Source organism: Nocardioides maradonensis (assembly GCF_054777115.1).
The window spans coordinates 347318-365228 of record NZ_BAAHAZ010000001.1 but is presented as its reverse complement, the minus strand read 5'-3'; the positions used below and the strand labels follow the sequence as shown (position 1 = coordinate 365228).

The 17911-nt window shown below is 73.2% G+C and carries 16 protein-coding genes; 5 read left to right on the top strand and 11 right to left on the bottom strand.

The genetic code is table 11. The annotated features are described in order from the left end of the window. Position 1: 1 nt before the first annotated feature. The 5 genes from ACYVAQ_RS01565 to ACYVAQ_RS01545 are packed head-to-tail and all read right to left on the bottom strand — an operon-like array spanning position 2 to position 4031. Entirely contained in the window at positions 2-1039 is a 1038-nt protein-coding gene (locus tag ACYVAQ_RS01565) for a DUF808 domain-containing protein (protein WP_460786673.1), read from the bottom strand. A gap of 16 nt (positions 1040-1055) precedes the next feature. Further along, positions 1056-2078 (bottom strand): SIS domain-containing protein, encoded by a 1023-nt coding sequence (locus tag ACYVAQ_RS01560; RefSeq protein WP_460786672.1) that lies wholly within the window; start codon positions 2076-2078, stop codon positions 1056-1058. Continuing rightward, positions 2075-2251: a Trm112 family protein gene (locus ACYVAQ_RS01555; protein ID WP_460786671.1), complete on the bottom strand. Its 177-nt coding sequence runs from the start codon at positions 2249-2251 to the stop codon at positions 2075-2077. The genes ACYVAQ_RS01560 and ACYVAQ_RS01555 overlap by 4 nt, the downstream gene beginning before the upstream one ends. Continuing rightward, positions 2248-3624: a phosphomannomutase/phosphoglucomutase gene (locus ACYVAQ_RS01550; protein WP_460786670.1), complete on the bottom strand. Its 1377-nt coding sequence runs from the start codon at positions 3622-3624 to the stop codon at positions 2248-2250. Before ACYVAQ_RS01550 ends, ACYVAQ_RS01555 begins: the two co-directional genes overlap by 4 nt. 38 nt (positions 3625-3662) lie before the next feature. Continuing rightward, entirely contained in the window at positions 3663-4031 is a 369-nt protein-coding gene (locus ACYVAQ_RS01545) for a DUF3499 domain-containing protein (protein WP_460786669.1), read from the bottom strand. 50 nt (positions 4032-4081) lie between these two features. Between ACYVAQ_RS01545 and ACYVAQ_RS01540 the strand changes: the two genes are divergently transcribed. After that, the gene (locus tag ACYVAQ_RS01540) at positions 4082-4513 is read left to right on the top strand and encodes a metallopeptidase family protein (RefSeq protein WP_460786668.1); all 432 of its coding nucleotides are present in this window, start codon (positions 4082-4084) and stop codon (positions 4511-4513) included. A gap of 8 nt (positions 4514-4521) precedes the next feature. Here ACYVAQ_RS01540 and ACYVAQ_RS01535 read toward each other — a convergent pair whose 3' ends face one another. From ACYVAQ_RS01535 to ACYVAQ_RS01525, 3 genes are all read right to left on the bottom strand, one after another. Beyond that, complete coding sequence (locus tag ACYVAQ_RS01535) at positions 4522-5946, bottom strand: DUF5719 family protein (RefSeq protein WP_460786667.1); 1425 nt, start codon at positions 5944-5946, stop codon at positions 4522-4524. Further along, positions 5943-8804 carry a glycosyltransferase family 2 protein gene (locus ACYVAQ_RS01530; protein WP_460786666.1) on the bottom strand — a complete coding sequence of 954 codons (2862 nt, stop codon included), beginning with the start codon at positions 8802-8804 and terminating at the stop codon, positions 5943-5945. Before ACYVAQ_RS01530 ends, ACYVAQ_RS01535 begins: the two co-directional genes overlap by 4 nt. Positions 8805-9005: 201 nt before the next feature. Then, entirely contained in the window at positions 9006-9260 is a 255-nt protein-coding gene (locus ACYVAQ_RS01525; protein ID WP_460786665.1) for a WhiB family transcriptional regulator, read from the bottom strand. 230 nt (positions 9261-9490) lie between these two features. Here ACYVAQ_RS01525 and cofD point away from each other — a divergent pair, with 230 nt between their 5' ends. Genes cofD through ACYVAQ_RS01510 form a run of 3 tightly spaced genes read left to right on the top strand, consistent with a single transcriptional unit; the run spans position 9491 to position 12284 of the window. After that, a complete protein-coding gene (gene cofD, locus ACYVAQ_RS01520) occupies positions 9491-10513 on the top strand; it encodes a 2-phospho-L-lactate transferase (RefSeq protein WP_460786664.1) in 1023 nt (340 codons plus the stop codon). Beyond that, entirely contained in the window at positions 10513-11445 is a 933-nt protein-coding gene (gene cofE, locus ACYVAQ_RS01515; protein ID WP_460786663.1) for a coenzyme F420-0:L-glutamate ligase, read from the top strand. Before cofD ends, cofE begins: the two co-directional genes overlap by 1 nt. Positions 11446-11492: 47 nt before the next feature. Further along, entirely contained in the window at positions 11493-12284 is a 792-nt protein-coding gene (locus tag ACYVAQ_RS01510; RefSeq protein WP_460786662.1) for a DUF3105 domain-containing protein, read from the top strand. Between the two features lie 78 nt (positions 12285-12362). Here ACYVAQ_RS01510 and ACYVAQ_RS01505 read toward each other — a convergent pair whose 3' ends face one another. Then, the gene (locus ACYVAQ_RS01505; RefSeq protein WP_460786661.1) at positions 12363-13439 is read right to left on the bottom strand and encodes a mannose-1-phosphate guanylyltransferase; all 1077 of its coding nucleotides are present in this window, start codon (positions 13437-13439) and stop codon (positions 12363-12365) included. Positions 13440-13477: 38 nt separating this feature from the next. Between ACYVAQ_RS01505 and ACYVAQ_RS01500 the strand changes: the two genes are divergently transcribed. Then, the gene (locus tag ACYVAQ_RS01500; RefSeq protein ID WP_460786660.1) at positions 13478-14203 is read left to right on the top strand and encodes a TIGR03089 family protein; all 726 of its coding nucleotides are present in this window, start codon (positions 13478-13480) and stop codon (positions 14201-14203) included. A gap of 26 nt (positions 14204-14229) precedes the next feature. Here ACYVAQ_RS01500 and ACYVAQ_RS01495 read toward each other — a convergent pair whose 3' ends face one another. Both ACYVAQ_RS01495 and ACYVAQ_RS01490 read right to left on the bottom strand, forming a co-directional pair. Beyond that, positions 14230-16365 carry an FG-GAP-like repeat-containing protein gene (locus ACYVAQ_RS01495; protein ID WP_460786659.1) on the bottom strand — a complete coding sequence of 712 codons (2136 nt, stop codon included), beginning with the start codon at positions 16363-16365 and terminating at the stop codon, positions 14230-14232. A gap of 231 nt (positions 16366-16596) precedes the next feature. Continuing rightward, positions 16597-17883 carry a hypothetical protein gene (locus ACYVAQ_RS01490; RefSeq protein ID WP_460786658.1) on the bottom strand — a complete coding sequence of 429 codons (1287 nt, stop codon included), beginning with the start codon at positions 17881-17883 and terminating at the stop codon, positions 16597-16599. Between the last annotated feature and the right edge of the window lie 28 nt (positions 17884-17911).

Genomic DNA, 17911 nt, shown 5'->3' with positions numbered 1-17911 from the left:
CCTAGTGAGCGGCAGCGGACCTGCGCGGCAGCAGGTGCATCACGAGCACCACGACCGCCCCGACCAGCAGGCCCACGACCGCCGACACGGCCGTGGCGCTCAGCCAGGCGAGGACCGGGCCGAGCACGGCGACGTCGACGTGGTGGTGCACCGCGTGCTCGAGGTGGTGCAGGGCGTCGTACGGCGCGTGCCAGCCGACCTCGCTCGACTGCGCGAGGAGGATGTGACCGCCGACCCACAGCATCGCGACCGTGCCGATCACGGCGATGCCGGCCAGCACCTTCGGCATCGCCCTGACGAGGGCGGCGCCGAAGCGGGCCACCGCTCCCCTGCCCCGCTCGGCGAGGGCCAGGCCCACGTCGTCCATCTTCACCAGGATCCCGACCAGCCCGTAGACGCCGACGGTGATGACCAGCGCCACCACCACGAGGATCGCGGCGCGGACCCAGAAGCCCTCGTGCGCGACGGAGTCCAGGGCGATGACCATGATCTCGGCGGACAGGATGAGGTCGGTCCGCACCGCGCTGCGCACGACCGCGGCCTCGTCCGGCGCGGTGTCGGCCGGGTCCGGGGTGGGGAGGTCGCCGACGTGGTCGTCGTGGTGGCTGATCCCGCGCGGCAGCGCGTCGTGAGGCCCGCTCAGGAAGCTTGCTTCCCCCTCGACGGGCCGGAGACGCGCTCGCGCAGACAAGGTATGCCAGACCTTCTCGGCGCCCTCGAACGCGAGGTAGGTGCCGCCCAGCATCAGGATCGGCGGCAACAGGCCGGGCAGGAACTCGCTGAGCAGCAGCGCCACCGGCAGGATGATGAGCAGCTTGTTGCGCAGGGAGCCGATCGCGATCTTCTTGATGATCGGGAGCTCGCGGTGCGCGGCGATGCCGTGGACGTACTGCGGGGTGACCGCGGTGTCGTCGATGACGACGCCCGCGGCCTTCGTGGTGGCCTTCCCGGCGGCGGCCCCGATGTCGTCCATGGACGCGGCCGCGAGCTTGGCCAGGGTGGCGACGTCGTCGAGCAACCCGAAGAGTCCGGCGGACATGCTTTCGGTCGACCCCTCAGTCGACCAGGCCGAGGCGGAGGTACTCGGCGGCGTAGGTGCCGCTGAGCAGCAGCGAGGCGTAGCGGGCGACGTCGCCGTCAGCCTCGGTCGACACCGTCTCGATGCGTACGCCGTGGGTGCCGGCCGCGTCCTCGAGCCGCGCCCGCTGCTCGACGAGGACGGGCTCGTCGGCGCCGTCGTCAAGCACGACCAGGACCGGGCGCAGGTCGCCCTCGTCGTCGGCGAAGGGGTCGTCGAAGACGGTGCGCGGGCGGGCGGCCTCGATGACGGGCAGCAGGTGCTCGGCGTCGCCCGCGAGCGCGGTGCGTCCGGAGGTACGCCGGATCGACTCGGCCACGCGGCGGGCCGCGCGGGCGGCGAGGACCGACCCGCCCCACACCAGCGGGTTGGCGTCGGCGAGCGCGATCGCGAGCATCTTGGCCGGGTTGATCGAGATGTCCCGGCGCGGGGCGCAGTCGATCGCGACCGCGTCGAGGGCCTCGGCGACCGCGTCGGGGCTCGCCACCGGGCCGAGGGCGACCTGGTGGAGGAAGGACAGCATCGCGACCGCGATGGCGAGCTGGTCGCCGGTGCTGGTCGGCAGGATCGTCGCCCACTTCGAGCCGGTGTGCTCGGCGACCATCGAGCTGGGCGGGCACGCCACGACCAGCTGGCAACCCCGGCGCGACGCCTCCGCGACCGCGGACGCGGCACCGGGGTCGTTGCCCTCGGGAGCGAGCACGACGACCAGGTCCAGGGCACCAGCCCAGCCGGGCAGCGAGGGGTTCGGCCACGCCACGAAGGGCACCGGGCAGACCGGCTCGAGCACCGCGCGCAGCAGGCGCGAGTCGGGCCCCGCGGCGATCACGGCGCGCGGGCGGGCCTCGGCCGCGCGGGCCACCGCCTCGGCGATCGCGTCGGCGGCGTCACCGACCTCCCGGCGTACCCGCGCACCGGACTCGGCGAGCGTCCGCAGCCGGACGTCGGCCGACCCCAGGGCGATCTCGTCGTCCAGCCGCGACTCGTCGAACCAGGTCATGGCGACGGCTTCCGTGCCTCGTCGACCAGGAGGACCGGGATGCCGTCCACGACCGGGTAGGCGAGGCCGCAGGTCGTGCAGACCAGCTCGTCGCCCGTCGGCTCGAGGCTGCCGCGGCAGTCCGGGCAGACGACGATCTCGAGCAGCTCGGCGGACAGCTCGGCGGCGCTCATGCGGTGCCCCGGATGATCGCGAGGGCCTCGTCGCGGACCCTCGCCATGATCGCCTCGCCCCTGCCCTCGGCGTTGAGCCGCAGCAGCGGCTCGGTGTTCGAGGCGCGCACGTTGAACGCCCAGTCGGGGTGGGTGACGCTGAGGCCGTCCAAGTGGTCGAGCTCGACCCCGTCGCGGCCGCCGTACGTCGCCTCGAGCTGCGCCAGCACGGCCTGCTGGTCGGCGACGGTGGAGTTGATCTCACCGCTCATCGGGTAGCGCTCGTAGGCCTTCAGCAGCTGCGAGAGCGGCTGGTCGGTCTCGGCGAGCGCGGCGAGGGCGTGGAGCGCGGCGAGCATGCCGGAGTCGGCACGCCAGAAGTCGCGGAAGTAGAAGTGCCCGCTGTGCTCGCCGCCGAAGATCGCGTCTGTCTCGGCCATCGTGGCCTTGATGTAGGAGTGGCCGACCCGGGTACGGACCGGCTTGCCGCCGAGTTCCTCGACGATCTCCGGCACCGCGCGGGACGTGATCAGGTTGTGGATCACCGTGGCGCCCGGCTCCTTGGCCAGCTCGCGGGCCGCGATGAGCGCCGTCAGCGTGGACGGCGAGACCGCGACGCCGCGCTCGTCGACGAGGAAGCAGCGGTCGGCGTCGCCGTCGAACGCCAGGCCGATGTCGGCCTTCTCGGCCAGCACCCGCTTCTGCAGGTCGACCAGGTTGGCGGCCTCGATCGGGTTGGCCTCGTGGTTCGGGAAGGTGCCGTCGAGCTCGAAGTACATCGGCACGAGCTCGACCTGGTCGCCGAGCCGGTCGAAGACCGCGGGCGCGGTGTGGCCGGCCATGCCGTTGCCGGCGTCGACGACGACCTTCAGCCGCCGGCCGGAGACCGGCGCGAGGGCGAGCAGGTGGGCGGCGTACGCCTGCAGCACGTCGGTGTTGCTGATCTCGCCCTCACGCGGGCTCGACGCCGAGACGCCCGAGGCGACCCGGTCGCGGATCTCCGCGAGGCCGCTCTCCATGCCGACGGGCTGGGCGAGGGCGCGGCACATCTTGATCCCGTTGTACTGCGCCGGGTTGTGGCTCGCGGTGAACATCGCGCCGGGCAGGTTCAGGTGGCCCGAGGCGAAGTACAGCTGGTCGGTCGAGGCCAGGCCGATCATCGTCACGTCGGCGCCCGCGGAGGTCGCGCCGTCGGCGAAGGCACCCGCCAGGCCGGGCGAGCTGGGTCGCATGTCGTAGCCGATCACGAGGGCGTCGACGCCGAGCACCTCGACGTACGCCGCACCGGTCGCCCGGGCGAGGTCCTCGTCGAGCTGGTCCGGCACCGTGCCGCGCACGTCGTAGGCCTTGAAGACCTTGGTCAGGTTGTCCGTGGAAGTGGTGCCACTGGGCATAGGACGGACCCTAGTGGATGCGGCCTGGGCGACGTAGGTCAGTCGGAGCTGAGGACCCGCAGGTGACCTCGCCGCGCGACCTCGCGACCGGGCTCCTTCGGGACCTCGACCTCGACCGGGGCGCGCTGGATGAGCGGCCGGCCGGCCTCCCGGACGGCGTCAGCGAGCGCGAGCAGGTCGTCCTCGGACGGCTGCGGCTCCTGGGTGCCGAGGGCGAGCCGCACGACCTCCCAGCCGCGCGGCGCGGACAGCCGCTCGCTGTGGAAGGCGCACAGGTCGTAGGCGTGCGGCTCGGCGTACGTCGCCAGGGGGCCGAGGACGGCCGTCTGGTCGCCGTAGACGTAGGTCAGCGTCGCCACGGCGGGACGCTGACACGCCGTACGGGAACAACGCCGGGCCAGACTCACGTCGCGAACGCTACCGCTCGCGCGTGCGCGCGGCGGATAGGCTCGCTGTCATGGATCAGCAGGCCCGGCGACGCGACCGTCGTGGCCGTGGCCAGCGGGGTCCGGCCGTGCTGCCGTCGCCGCTCGCGCCGCAGCCGCCGCTGACCCGGATCCGGCGCGAGTCCTTCGACCGCACGGTGCTCGACATCGTCACCGAGATCGACGCCCGGTGGGCCGAGCACCTCGGTCCCATCGAGTACGCCGTGGAGGACATCCCCGTGCTGCCCGACGACTGGAAGGACGGGCAGGTCCCGCTGTCGTCGGTCGTGCGCAAGAAGGGTGCGCCGACCCGGCTGGTCGTGTTCCGCCGGCCCGTCGAGCACCGCTGCCGCGACCGCGCCGACGTCGAGGCGCTGGTCCTGACCGTGGTGGTCGAGCAGGTCGCCGACATCCTCGGCATCGAGCCGTCGCAGGTCGATCCCCGCTACGTCGACGAGGACTGACCGCACCGTCAGCTCGGGATGACCGCCGGCACCGACGCCGTGCGCACGCTGTCGCGGACCGGGACCACCGAGCTGCCCTTGCGGCCGGCGGTGACGATGCTGGCCGAGATCGGGGTGTTGCGCGGGTCGAGGGTGACCACCGCGGCGCCGGTGGGCAGCACGACAGAGACACCGGCCTGCGCGGTCACCGGGACGGCCTTCTGGGCGAGCACCCGGCCGGCGGCGTTGCGGAAGGTCAGGTTGACCGTGCCGGTGCGCGTGGCGCCCGCGATCACGAGCCGGGACGGCCCGTCGGGCACGACCGCGGCGGTCGGCCCGGTGACCGTGGGCGACATGCCGACGACGCCGAGATCGCCGCCGACCATCCCGCGCGCCTCCGCGAGCAGGGGCTGGTCGGACTGCACGACGAGGCCGAGCATCCCGCTCAGCGCCGACTTCGGCACGACGTTGCGCAGCGGCACCCGCACCAGGCTCTGCGGGGGTACGACGACGGGCTTGGTGCCGGTCGGGGTGAACACCGACTCACCGCTCAGCACCCGGATCGTCGCGCTGGCGGGCTCCTCGCCCGGGTTGGACAGCATCAGGGTTTGACCGGTGACGGTCGCACCGAGCAGCAGGCCGTCCGTCGACGGCTCGTCGAGCGCCGGCAGGTAGTCGCTCACGATCGCCGCGCCACCGAGGCGGTCGTAGCGGTGCTCGACGCTCACCCCGACCCGGCCGCGCGACACCAGCACGTGCGCGGCCAGGGTGAACCGGCTCGGAGCGCGCTTCCCGAGGTCGACGGTGAGGGCGCGGCGCCCGGGCACGACCATCCCCCGCAACGCGGACGCCGAGGTCGCGCCGTTCGGACCGAACAGCTCGATGTCGACGACCGCCTGCCCGCCGTCCGGGTTGACGAGGGTCAGGACCGAGTCGTTGACGGCCGAGGCGCCGACGCCGACGTACCACTCGTCGTACGCGGGGGTCAGGCACGAGGCGGCCGCCTCGGGCTCGCGACGGCCGGCGACCAGGCCGGGCGCGGCGGTCCCGGACGCGGTGATGACCGACGGGCCGCCACCGGCGATCCGACCGGACCGGTCGAGGGTCGCGGTGACCTTGCTCCCGGCGACGAGCCGGCCACCGGCACCGGGACGGCTGACCTGGACGGCTCCCCCGGGGACCTGCGGTGCGCGCGCCACGAGGACGGGCTCGGCGTGCTTGTGCAGCGCCGCGGGGCAGACCAGGGTCGCCGAGGTGAGCCCGGTCGAGACCGGCGGAATGCTGCCGACCGAGGTGCTGCTGCCCCCGCCGACGGCGGCCAGCGCCAGGGACGCGACCGCGGGGAGCGCGACCGCGAGTGCCACGAGGAGGTCGACCCGGCGGCCGCCGCCGGAGCGGCGTCCCGGTGCGCTCGCGTGGGTGTCGGCCCGGCGGGTCGAACGCGGCTCGGTCATGACCTGCTCCTTCGGATCTCGGGCAGCGCGAGGACGACGACGACCAGCACGGCGACGAGCTGGACGACGAGCAGCAGGACCCGCGGCCAGTCGTGCGGCCCGGCGGTGGCGTCGGCGGGCGGCTGGCCCACCACCTCCCAGGCCCGGGTCTCCCGGTCGGCCGTGCTCGCGCGGACCAGGCCGGCGGTCGCGTCGAGGCGCTGCGCCACCGCGCCGTCGCCCGGCGCGGGCTGCACGATGTACTCGATGCCGCGGTTGCGGAGGTCGGCGACGGCCGTCGGCGACGGCACGGTCACGAGGTCCTGGAGGACGGCGTGGACGGCCGACGAGGCCGGCGTCAGCGCCTCGATCTCGTCCTCGCCGACGGTCGGTCCGTCGCCGCGGATCACCTGGTAGGTCAGGCCGTCGGCGACGCTGCCGCGCAGGACGAGGATCCCGTACTGGTCACCCCGCTCGGCCTGCTGCTGCATGAAGACGGGGACGCCCGTGTCCGCCTCCGCGGGCAGCTCGTTGCCGCCTCCGACGGCGAACCAGCCCAGCCCCGCGACCGGTACGGCGATGGCGAGGATCCCGAGCACGGCGACCGCGGCCTGGGCGACCTTGGGCAGGACGACGTCGCGGAGCGCGAGCGATCCGAGCAGGATCGCGGTCAGCCAGGCACCGCCGAGCACCAGCACGACCGCACCGAGGCCGGGCTGCTGGTGCTGCAGGCCCGGGAGCGTCACGGTGATCCGGCCCATCGGCAGGGCCACGACGGCGGCCACCGCCGCGACGAGCCAGCAGACGACGACACCGGCGCGGGTGGCGCGCGGGATCAGGGCCAGCAGCGCCAGGGCCGGCACGAGGACACCGAGCCAGGCGGGCGCGCCGACGCCGCCGAGCCGGCCCAGGACGAGGTCGAGGCCGCTCGTGGGCTGGGTCGGCCAGCGGCCGATGTCGAGGAGCAACCCGGCGCCGGCGCCCTCCCACAGCGACGGCAGCCACCACGGCGCGAGCAGCACGAGCGGGAGGCCCAGCGCTGCGACCGGCGGGCCCCACACGGACCGGTCGGCGACGGCGGCACGCACGACGACGGTCGCGAGGCCGAGCACAGCCACGGCGAGCAGCAGGAACAGCCACCACAGCAGCGGCGCGAACGCGGTGAGCAGGGCGAGCAGCAGCCCGGCCCGCCAGGCGGCACGCCAGCGGCGCGCAGGATCGGGGTCGGCGAAGCCGAGCGCCGCGTGACCCATCCAGGGCAGCACGGCGGCGGCGACGACGACGCCCCAGCGGCCGCTCCCCCACGCCCCCGCGACGAGCGGGACCAGCGCGTAGCTGGTCGAGGCCCAGAGCAGCAGCCACTTGTTCGCACCGCGCGGCGAGGCGAGTCGGGCGACGACACGCAGGAACCGCCACGCGCCCCACAGCGCGGCAGGAGCGGCGCCGATGAGGAGCAGCGACATGGTGAGCCCGGGCCCGAAGACGGTGCCGAGGAGCGCGAGCGGGGCGACGTACGCCGGAGCGGGGACGCCGGTGCCGAACCCGATCGCGTGCCAGCTCTCCAGGTGCAGCGCCCACCAGGTGCCGCGCCCCGACGGCGCCGGGGAGAGCGCTCCGCCGGCGACGTCGCCGAAGGCGCTGCGGGCCCCGACGACGAGGGCGAACCCGATGACGGCGAGGGCGATCGCGATGGGGCTGGTGAAGAACCGGACGATCCAGCCGGTGTCCTCGAAGTCCTCCTCGTCGGTGCGGTGCCGGGCGACGACCTGCTGGTTCGGGTCCTTCTCGGCAGCCGCGATCCGTCGGCGCTCGGCCACGTCGGCGGCCTGGTTGCTCGCAGCGGTGAACAGGTCGACCAGGAAGTCGAGCCCGTGCCGGTAGGGCAGCCACCAGGCGGGCAGCAGCCGGCGTACCCGCTCGCGGTCGTAGCCGGCGGCCGACCGCTCGCGTCGCATCCGGCGCGCGGCGAGGATCTGGAAGGGGTGGGCGAGGACGGCGAGGGTCGCGGCCATCTCATCGAGCGCCTCACCGACGCTGCGGACCACCAGGAAGCCGATCATCCGCACCAGCGAGCCGACCAGCAGCCGCAGGCCCTGGAACGGCAGCCACGCCGGGTGGCAGTTGGCCAGCAGCGTGTAGATCGCGGCGCGCCGCTCCTGGTAGTGGGTGTGCCGCCCCGTCAACGGCGTGCGTCGTACGCCGCGGTGCGCGGACTCGGCGTGGAAGACGACGGCCTGCGGGACGACGAGCGTGGTCCGTCCCGCGGCGGCGGCGCGCCAGCCCAGGTCGATGTCGTTGCCGAACATCGGAAGCTGCTCGTCGAACCCGCCCAGCTCGTCGAGGACCGTGCGCCGGATCAGCATGCCGGCGCTGTTGACGGCGAGGACCTCGCGGACCTCGTCGTGCTGGCCCTGGTCGTACTCGCCGCGCTCCAGGCCGGTCTCGCGCCGGCCGGTGCCGCTGATCGTGACGCCCAGCTCGAGCAGCCGCTTCAGCGAGGGCCACTCGCGCAGCTTCGGGCCGAGGATGGCGGCATCCGGGCGGGCCTCGGCGGCCGCGAGCAGGGTGGCGAGCGCATCCGGGTCGGGGTTGGAGTCGTCGTGCAGCAGCCACAGCCACTCCGGCTCGTGGCCGTTCTCGGCAAGGGCGCGCGTCGCATGGGCGACGGCCTGCGGGTACGACGTGCCGGCATCGGCGCGGAGGACCGCCGCGGGGACCGACCCGGCGCCCAGCTCGGACTCGATCAGGTCCGCACTGCCGTCCGTGCTCCCGGTGTCGACGGCGACCACCGAGGCGATAGGCGCGGTCTGTGCCGCGACTCCGGCGAGAACCGGGCCCAGCCAGGAAGCGCCGTCGTGGCTGACCAGGACGACTGACACCGACGCTGACACAAGTGGCGAGCCTACTGGGCGCACCTGCCAGGCACGAAAGCCTTGCCGCCAGGCTCAGGTGAGCCCTGCGCGAGGCAACCGCGCGCGCGGCAGCGCGGCGCCGCCGGCGTCGAGCCTGGGTTCTCCCCGGAACGAAGAGACGGGGAGAACCCAGGGAGAACGCCGGTCAGCGGCGACGCGCTCGCGCCATCAGACCGCCCTCTTCTTCAGCTTGCGACGCTCGCGCTCGGAGAGCCCGCCCCAGATGCCGAAGCGCTCGTCGTTGCCGAGCGCGGCCTCCAGGCACTCACCGCGGACCTCGCAGGTCTGGCAGACCTTCTTGGCCTCGCGCGTCGAGCCGCCCTTCTCCGGGAAGAATGCCTCGGGATCGGTCTGGGCGCACAGCGCGCGCTCCTGCCAACCGGTCTCCTCGGACTCCGCCTCTACGAGAAATAGTTCCCTCACGGTTCCGCCCCTTTCGACCCCAGACGGATGATCCGCCTGCGTTCGCCGTCCCCCGCCGGAAGCGCCTGTCGAACTTCCCCTGTCAACCGGCCACGCCGGAGAACGACACAGATGAAATTACACGCATGTCATACCCGTGAGTCAACCCCGAACCCTGCTATAACCCGGCGGTCCCGTACCTGATCAGGCCTCCGTCCCGGCCGCGGAGACCGTTCGGGCACAGTTGTGCCATGCGAAGTGAGCCGATCCGCCGCCTGACCGTGCTCTCCGGAGGCATGGGCGGGGCGAAGTTCCTGCAGGGCCTCCTGCACGGCATCCGCGGCGGCACGCTGCCCGGTGTCGCGCCCGACGCGGCGGTCACCGTGATCGCCAACACCGGCGACGACTGGTGGATCCACGGGCTCAAGGTCTGCCCCGACCTGGACACCGTGATGTACACCCTCGGCGACGGCATCGATCTGGACCGCGGCTGGGGCCGGCGGGCCGAGACGTGGAGCGCGAAGGAGGAGCTGGCGGCGTACGGCGTCGAGCCGACCTGGTTCGGCCTCGGCGACCGCGACATCGCCACCCACCTGGTGCGCACGCAGATGCTGGAGGCCGGCTACCCGCTGTCCCAGGTCACCGACGCGCTGTGCCGGCGCTGGCTGACGCCGGTGTACGGCGACGCGCTGCGCCTGCTGCCGATGACCGACGATCGCGTGGAGACCCACGTGGCGGTCGCCGACGCGGAGGCCGCGAGCGGGCGCCGGGTGATGCACTTCCAGGAGTACTGGGTGCGGCTGCACGCCGAGGTCCCCGCCGAGACGGTCGTCGCGGTCGGGATCGAGAACAGCACGCCCGCGCCGGGCGTCCTCGAGGCCATCGCCGAGACCGACCTGGTCGTGCTGCCGCCGTCGAACCCGGTCGTCTCGATCGGCACGATCCTCGGCGTGCCCGGCATCCGCGACGCCGTCCGCGCCACGGCCGCCCCCGTCGTGGGCCTCTCCCCCATCGTCGGGGAGTCGCACGTGCGCGGGATGGCCGAGCAGATGCTCACCTCGATCGGCGTGGAGGTGAGCGCCGCCGGGGTGGCGCTCGACTACGGCGCCCGGAGCGCCGGCGGGGTGCTCGACGGCTGGCTCGTCGACACCCGGGACGCCGCCCAGGTGGAGCGGGTGACCGCGGCGGGGATCGCCTGCGCCGCCGTACCGCTGATGATGACGGACCACGACGCCACCGCGGCCATGGCCGCCGCCGCGATCGCGCTCGTCTGATGCTCGAGGTCGTCGCCCCCGACGGGGTGCCGGAGATCGCCGAGGGCACCGACCTCGCCGACGTGCTGCTGCCGCTGCTCGACCTGCGCGACGGCGACATCGTGGTGGTCACCAGCAAGGTGGTCAGCAAGGCCGAGGGCCGGGTCGTGACTGGCGACCGCGAGGAGTGGATCACCCGCGAGACCGACCGGGTCGTCGCGACCCGTGGCGCCACGCGCATCGTGCGCAACCGCCTCGGGCTCACCATGGCCGCGGCCGGCGTCGACGCGTCCAACGTGGCGGTCGGCTCGATCGTGCTGCTGCCGGAGGACCCGGACCGCTCCGCGCGTGCCCTGCGCTCGGCGGTGGCGTCGCGCACGGGCCGCAACGTGGGCGTGATCGTGACCGACACGGCCGGCCGCGCCTGGCGCGAGGGCCAGACCGACATCGCGATCGGGGCGGCCGGCGTCGTCGTCGCGGAGAGCTTCGTCGGGCGCGAGGACGCCCACGGCAACCCGCTCGTCGTCACCGCACCGGCCGTCGCCGACGAGATCGCCTCGGCGGCCGAGCTCGCCCAGGGCAAGCTCGGGGCGCGGCCCTGCGCGGTCGTGCGGGGCCGGGCCGACCTGGTGCTCGCCCCCGGCGACGACGGGACCGGCGCGGTGGCGCTGATCCGCGCCGACGGCGGCGACCTGTTCGGGTACGGCGCCCGCGAGGCCGTGCTCCGTGCGCTGACCGGAGACCCTGACGACGCCGTGGCGTTCGGCGCCCCCGTCACCGCCGAGGAGCTCCGTGACGTGCTGGCGCGGGTCGGGGTGGAGACGACCCGCGTCGAGGACGGACTCGAGTGCGGCGCGGACCGGGGCGAGGTCACGGGAGCGGTCGCGTTCGCGCACGGCTGGACGTGCTCACCAACCGGTGGCCGTCTGCGCCTCCGCCCACGACTTCCGTAGACTCACGCCGACCGTTTCGCCTGACAAGACCTCGAGGTACTGCGACCGTGGCCAAGCCCAGCAAGTCCGAACGCTCGGAGCGCCAGAAGGTCATCGACGACATCCGGCGCAAGCAGAAGCGCGCCGCCAACCGGCAGGGCACGATGATCGTGGCGATCTGCGTGATCGTCGCGCTGGGCATCATCGGGGCGGCGGCGTACAAGCCGATCAAGGACTGGGCCGAGAACCAGAAGTACAAGGGCAAGGCGCTCAGCGACATCGGTGCGGCCGCGTCGGTGTGCCAGCCGATCATCACGCGCGACGCGGGCAAGGCCCAGCAGCACGTGCCGCAGGGCACCACGGTCACCTACGACCACGCGCCGCCGGCGTACGGCAAGCACTGGAACGTCGCCGGTGTCGCGCCGGCCCCGATGGAGCAGCGCTTCTACGCCGAGTCCGACCCGATCCGCCTCGAGCAGCTCGTGCACAACCTCGAGCACGGCTACACGATCCTCTGGTACGACCAGACCGCCGCGGCGAACTCCAGCTTCATGGACCAGATCAAGGGCATCGCCCGGGTCCTCGACGTCAACGACACCAACAACCGGCTCTCCTTCAAGGCCGTCCCGTGGACCGCTGCCGACCAGAAGCAGGTCAAGCAGGGTCAGCCGACGACCTTCCCCGACGGCACCCACATCGCCTTCACGCACTGGACCGCGGGCGGCACCACCGGCAAGGCCCTGGGGGTCTGGCAGTACTGCTCGGCCCCGAGCGGGGCGGCCCTGGCCGACTTCATGAAGAAGTACCCCTACACCGACGCCCCCGAGCCCATCGGCGGCTACCAGATGCCGACGCAGTAGGGCAGGACCACCGCCAGGCTTGCCGCCACGCGCAGCTGCCACCTACGGAGGGCAGCTGCGCGCGCGGCTCGCGCAGTTCTACGTGAGGTCGGACCGGCCCTTGTCCTTGAGGGCCGCCACGACCGACTTCACGGCCTGGGCCCGGTCGCGGGTGGTGACCAGCAGCGCGTCGGGGGTGTCGATGACCACGACGTCGTCGAGGCCGACCACGGCCACGATCCGGCCGGCGGCGGGCACGACCAGGCCGGTGGCCTCCTCGGCGTGCAGCAGCCCGGGGTCGCCGAGGACGGTGAGCTCGTGGCGGTCGCCGAGCAGCCCGGCCAGCGAGTCGAAGTCGCCCACGTCGTCCCAGTCGAACGCACCCGGTACGACGGCGACCCGGCCGGCCGCGGCGGCCGGCTCGGCGACGGCGTGGTCGATCGCGATCCGCGGGAGCGTCTCCCAGAGCTCACCCAGCCGCGACGGGTCGGCCGCGATCGCCCGCAGGGAATTCGCGAACTCCGGGTCGCGCTCGCCGAGCAGGTCCAGCAGCACCGTGGGTCGTACGACGAACATGCCGGCGTTCCAGCGGAAGTGCCCGGTCGCGACGTACTCCTGCGCGACGGGGACCGACGGCTTCTCCACGAACTCCACGACGCGGTAGGCGCCGTCCAGCCCGGGCAGCGGCTCGCCCTGGTGGATGTAGCCGAAGGCCGAGGACGGGAACGTCGGCTCGATGCCGATGGTGACCAGCCAGCCCTCGCGGGCGGCGGCCACGGCTCGGCGTACCGTCTCGGCGAAGGCCTCGGACTCGTTGATGACGTGGTCGGCGGCGAAGGAGCCCATCACCTCGGCGCCCTGGGCCTCCAGGACCGCCGCGGCGAGGCCGATGGCCGCCATCGAGTCACGTGCCGAGGGCTCGGCCCAGACGGCGTCGTCCCCGAGCTCGGTGAGCTGCGCGCGCACCGCGTCGCGGTGGCGCTCGCCGGTGACGACGAGGAAGCGGTCGTCGGCGAGCGGCGCGAGCCGGTCGTGGGTCTGCTCCAGCAGCGTCCGGCCGTGACCGGTCAGGTCGTGCAGGAACTTCGGCGACCCGGACCGCGAGAGCGGCCACAGCCGGGTGCCTGCTCCCCCGCAGGGGATCACGGCCCAGAAACCCTCGATGCTCTCGGACATGCGGCAGACAGTAACGGGGCGCCTCCTACGCTCTGACCGTGGCCACACCCGACACCTTCGCCGCCGTCCTCGCCGACCGCCTGCGCCGTGATCCCGGCCAGCCGCTCGTCACCTTCTACGACGACAGCACGGGCGAGCGCGTGGAGCTGTCGGTGACGACCTACGCCAACTGGGTGGCGAAGGCGTCCTCGCTGCTCGTCGACGAGCTGGGGCTCGAACGTGGCGACACGATCCGGATCGACCTGCCCACCCACTGGCTCGGCACGGTCTTCCTCGGGGCGGCCTGGACCGCCGGCCTCACCCTGTCCGGCGACGACGCCCCGCACGCGGTCGTCTGCGGCCCCGGCACGCTCGACGCCTGGGCCGCCCGCACCGCGACCACCGAGGTCCTGGCCTGCTCGCTGCTCCCCCTGGGCGTCCGGTTCCGCGAGCCGGTGCCGCCCGGCGTGCACGACGTCGGTATCGAGATCTGGTCGCAGCCCGACGCGTTCCTCCCGTACGACGCCCCCACCGGCGCCGACCTCGCCCACGACGAGCCGGCGACCTCGCAGGCGGAGATGCTGGAGGCGGCCGCCGTCGGGAGTCTCCTCACCGACGGCGGCCGCCTCCTGTCGGTCGCGAACCCGGCTTCCCCACCGGGGCTCGCGACCTTCCTCGAGCCGCTCGTTCGCGGCGGCTCGCTGGTCCTGGTCGCTCAGGCCGACCCGTCGCGGCTCCAGGCGATAGAACACGCCGAGCGCACGACCAGCCGCTTCCCTGCCTGAGCAACCAGGACCCGTCTGGGAGCCTCTCAACCGAACAGGTTGTACCCCTTCGCGTAGCCGACGGGGATGGGCGTGCGCGGCGTCAGCCCGGTGGTGCCCGGCACCACCCACATCCGGCCGTTGCCGTCGCGGACCACGAGGTCGGTGTGCCCGTCGTTGTTGGCCGAGGACACCGCCACCACCTGGTCGTACGGCGAGGCGTCGAAGGCCAGCGTCTGCGAGCCGTTCAGCAGGCCGGGGCCGTTGCCGTAGTAGACGGTGAGCGTCGAGGTCGACGTACGGACCAGGACGTCGGGTGCGCCGTCGGCGTCCCACCGGCCCACGCCCATCTGCTTGCGCACGGGCACGTGGCCGCTCACGGCGTACCCGACGCCGACGCCGTTCACCCCGTAGCCGGGGAACAGCCACATCGGGCCGGTGGACGTCTCGCCCATCAGGTCCGGGTGGCCGTCGCCGTTGAAGTCGCCGACCGGCGCCAGCATCTGCACGCCCTTCATCGCCGAGGTCAGCAGCGTCGGGGCGGCGAAGGTGCCCCGGCCGTTGCCGCGGTAGAGCCAGAGGTCCTGCGGGTCGGCCTTGCGGCGTACGACGACGTCGCCGAACCCGTCGCCGTCCCAGTCACCGACCTTGAGCAGCGTGGTGACACCGGTCAGGTCGATGCGGGTGTCGATCGGCCTGCCCAGCGACGGGATGCCGTCGGAGTTCACGTTGATCGGCAGGATCACGCCCTCGCCGTCGTTGGTACGCCGGGCGATCAGGTCCGGACCGGTGGTGCCCGCCAGGTTGGAGTGCAGCCCCCGCTCCGCCCAGCTCGCCTGGAGCTGCGTGGCCAGCGTGCGGATCGTGGGGATCTTCGCGTAGAGGTACTTGCCCGGGCACAGCGTCTGGCCGACGTCGCGGTGCCCGTTGATCGCGTTCAGGTAGCGCTTGGTCACCCACTGGTGGGTGGAGTTCGCCCGCACGCCGGCCAGCGAGAGCTTCCACGCGAAGAGGGCGGCGTAGGCCTGCACCATCGCGTTCGTCGGCTGGACCTCCTGGTAGTTGCCGATGGCCGACGCGGCGAAGGCGTCGTCGTTGTAGCCCAGGGTGTGCGCGCCGACGGGGTCGCGGTCGACGCCGCCGTACCGGCCCTCCCAGATCCGGCCGAAGCGGTCGACCAGGTAGTTGTAGCCGATGTCGCTCCAGCCGCGGACCTGCGTGTGGTAGTAGTAATCGGCCCGGATCAGCGCCGGCACCTCGGCCCGCGTGTAGTTGTTCGCCTGGACCGTGTGGTGGATGAAGCCCGCGTGGACCTGGCCGTAGTGCAGGGACGACGCGTCCCGCATCCGCTCGTCCGCGCCCCACTGCGCCCGCGAGTAGATCTGCGGCTTCGGGGTCACGCCCGACGCGGCGAGCGTCGAGGTGGTCGTGGTGGTGGTGGTGGTGGTGGTCGTGGTGGTCGACGACGTCGTCGTACGCCGGAGCAGGGCCTGCTGGTCACCCGGGGTGCCGTTGAGCCGACCGGTGTCGATGGCGGGGCGCTCCAGGCGGGTGCGCTTCGGCGTACCCGGGTCGATGACCGACAGCCGCATGCCGTGCGGCACGGGGCGGGAGCTGCTGACCCGGACCTGCACGCGGTCGACGCGGCCGACGAACAGCGCCTCGGTGCCACCGCGCTCGCCGCGCGCCTCCGCCGTCCCGGCGTCGGGCGAGACGTCGTCGGCTCCGAGCGCGGTCCAGCCCGACCAGGCCCCGCCGGTCCGGGTCCGCGCCTGGATCGAGAGGGCGGACCAGCGGACCTTCTGGCCGGGCGCCCAGGACACACCGACCGCGCCGAAGTCCTTCACCGGCAGCGCGCGGGTGAGGATCGAGGTGCCACCCCGCGCGGAGACCCGCGGGGCGAAGGTCGAGCCGCTCGCGGCCCCGAGGGCGTAGTTCGCGACCTTCGCCTTGACGACGCCCGCAGGGACGACGGAGGGCGTCGAGCTGGCCCGGACGTACGCCGACAGCGTGGCCGCACCGACCCGCGGGGTCTCCCCGCCCAGCGGCATGGGCCGCACGTCCATGGTGATCGTGCGGGCGGCCGGCGTGAGGACGGCGAGGACGACAGCCAGGGCGAGGACCTGCTGACACACGGTCACGAACCGGGTGCGGAGGGCCCGCGGGGTCGGCTGCTCAGACATGACAGTTGCTCCATCGTGTGGGGGGAAGGAACCACACGAGCAGCAACTTTCACACCAGTCACACCGGTTGGGAAGAGTTCGTGAGTAACTACAATGATGTAATTTCCACTCGACACGCCGATGAACACGAGATTCCTGAAGATCTCATCGGCCCGCGCGCCGAGTCCTGAGCTCTGGTCGACCGAATCCAGGGTTTCGGTCGACCAGAGGTCGGAACTCGGCTGGCTCGCGCTAAGAGCCGGCGCGGGCGGCGCGGCGCTGACGACGCTCGTCACGCGCCTTGCGCAGACGGATCAGGCCGTCGGCGTACAGGACCAGGTCGGAGACCGCGGTGGCCACCGGGTCGGGCGTGCTCCCCCACTCGGCGGGGCCGACCGAAGCCCGGCGCAGGCGGCGCTTGAAGCGCTTGGCGCGCTCGGGCTTGAACAGCCGCCGGGAGCGTCGGTCGACGAGCCGGCGCATCCGGCGCAGGCCGAACTCGGCCGCCTCGAGCAGCTCGGCGTCGGTGGGCGGCTCGTGCCGCACCTCGACGGCGTGCGAGGGCTGCGCGGTCACCGGAAGGTCGGCGAGGTCGCCGTGGACGCGTACGCCAGAGCCGGCGATCACCTCGCGGGTCGCGGCGTTCCAGCGCAGCGCGGCCTCGAGCGTCCGCGGGTCCAGCCGGGCCCGCCGCTCGACCGAGCGTCGGCGCCCGAGGGTGTTGTGGCCCAGGTCGTCCTTGACGACGGTGTGGTGGCGGACCCGCTCGATCTCGATGATCTCGTTGACCCGACGAACCAGCTCGGCCGACGGATAGCCGAGGGACTCGTTGGCGTTCCTGCCGGGCTCGGGGGCCGCGGCCGGGTCGACCTCGAGCACCTCGCAGAACAGCTGCCAGAGCCGGTCGCGCGGAGAGTCGGGACCCGGTACGACGACCACGTGGATCCGCTCCGCCGGCAGGACGGCGGTCCACACCCGGAGGATCCGGGCGATGTTCACCGCCTCCTGGAAACGCACGGCGGTCGGCAGCCGCACCTTGCTGAGCACGGCGGCGCCGGTGCCGCGACCACGCGCCGCCCACCGGAAGGCCGTGCGGAAGCGCGGCCAGGTCACCGTGCCCCCGCTGGTGACGGTGGTCTGCCACAGGGCCGGTACGACGGCAGCGGTGTCCCGGACCGTCAGGACCACTTCGACGTCGCAGTCGGCGAACGACTCCACCGCACGGCGGGCCTGGCTGCGGTTCGCGAACGCGAAGAACTCCATGGTGAGCAGCGAGGTGCGCGTCGTCGCCGCGTGCACCATGTCGACGACCGCCTGCCACCGACCCTGGTTGCGGCGCTGCAGGTCGGCGTCGCCCTTGCCCATCCCGAGCAGGTCCTGCACGCCCCAGACGACGTCGGCCCAGCGCACCCCGGGCATCGACACGCCGGCGGCCTCGAGCGACTCACGGTTCGCGTACGCCTTGCCCTGCAGGTACGTCGTCCCGGTCTTCATGGCCCCGATGTGCAGGACGACCCTGCGCCGCACCTCGGTTGCCACGGGCGCCACTTTAGAGGTTCCTGGTGGC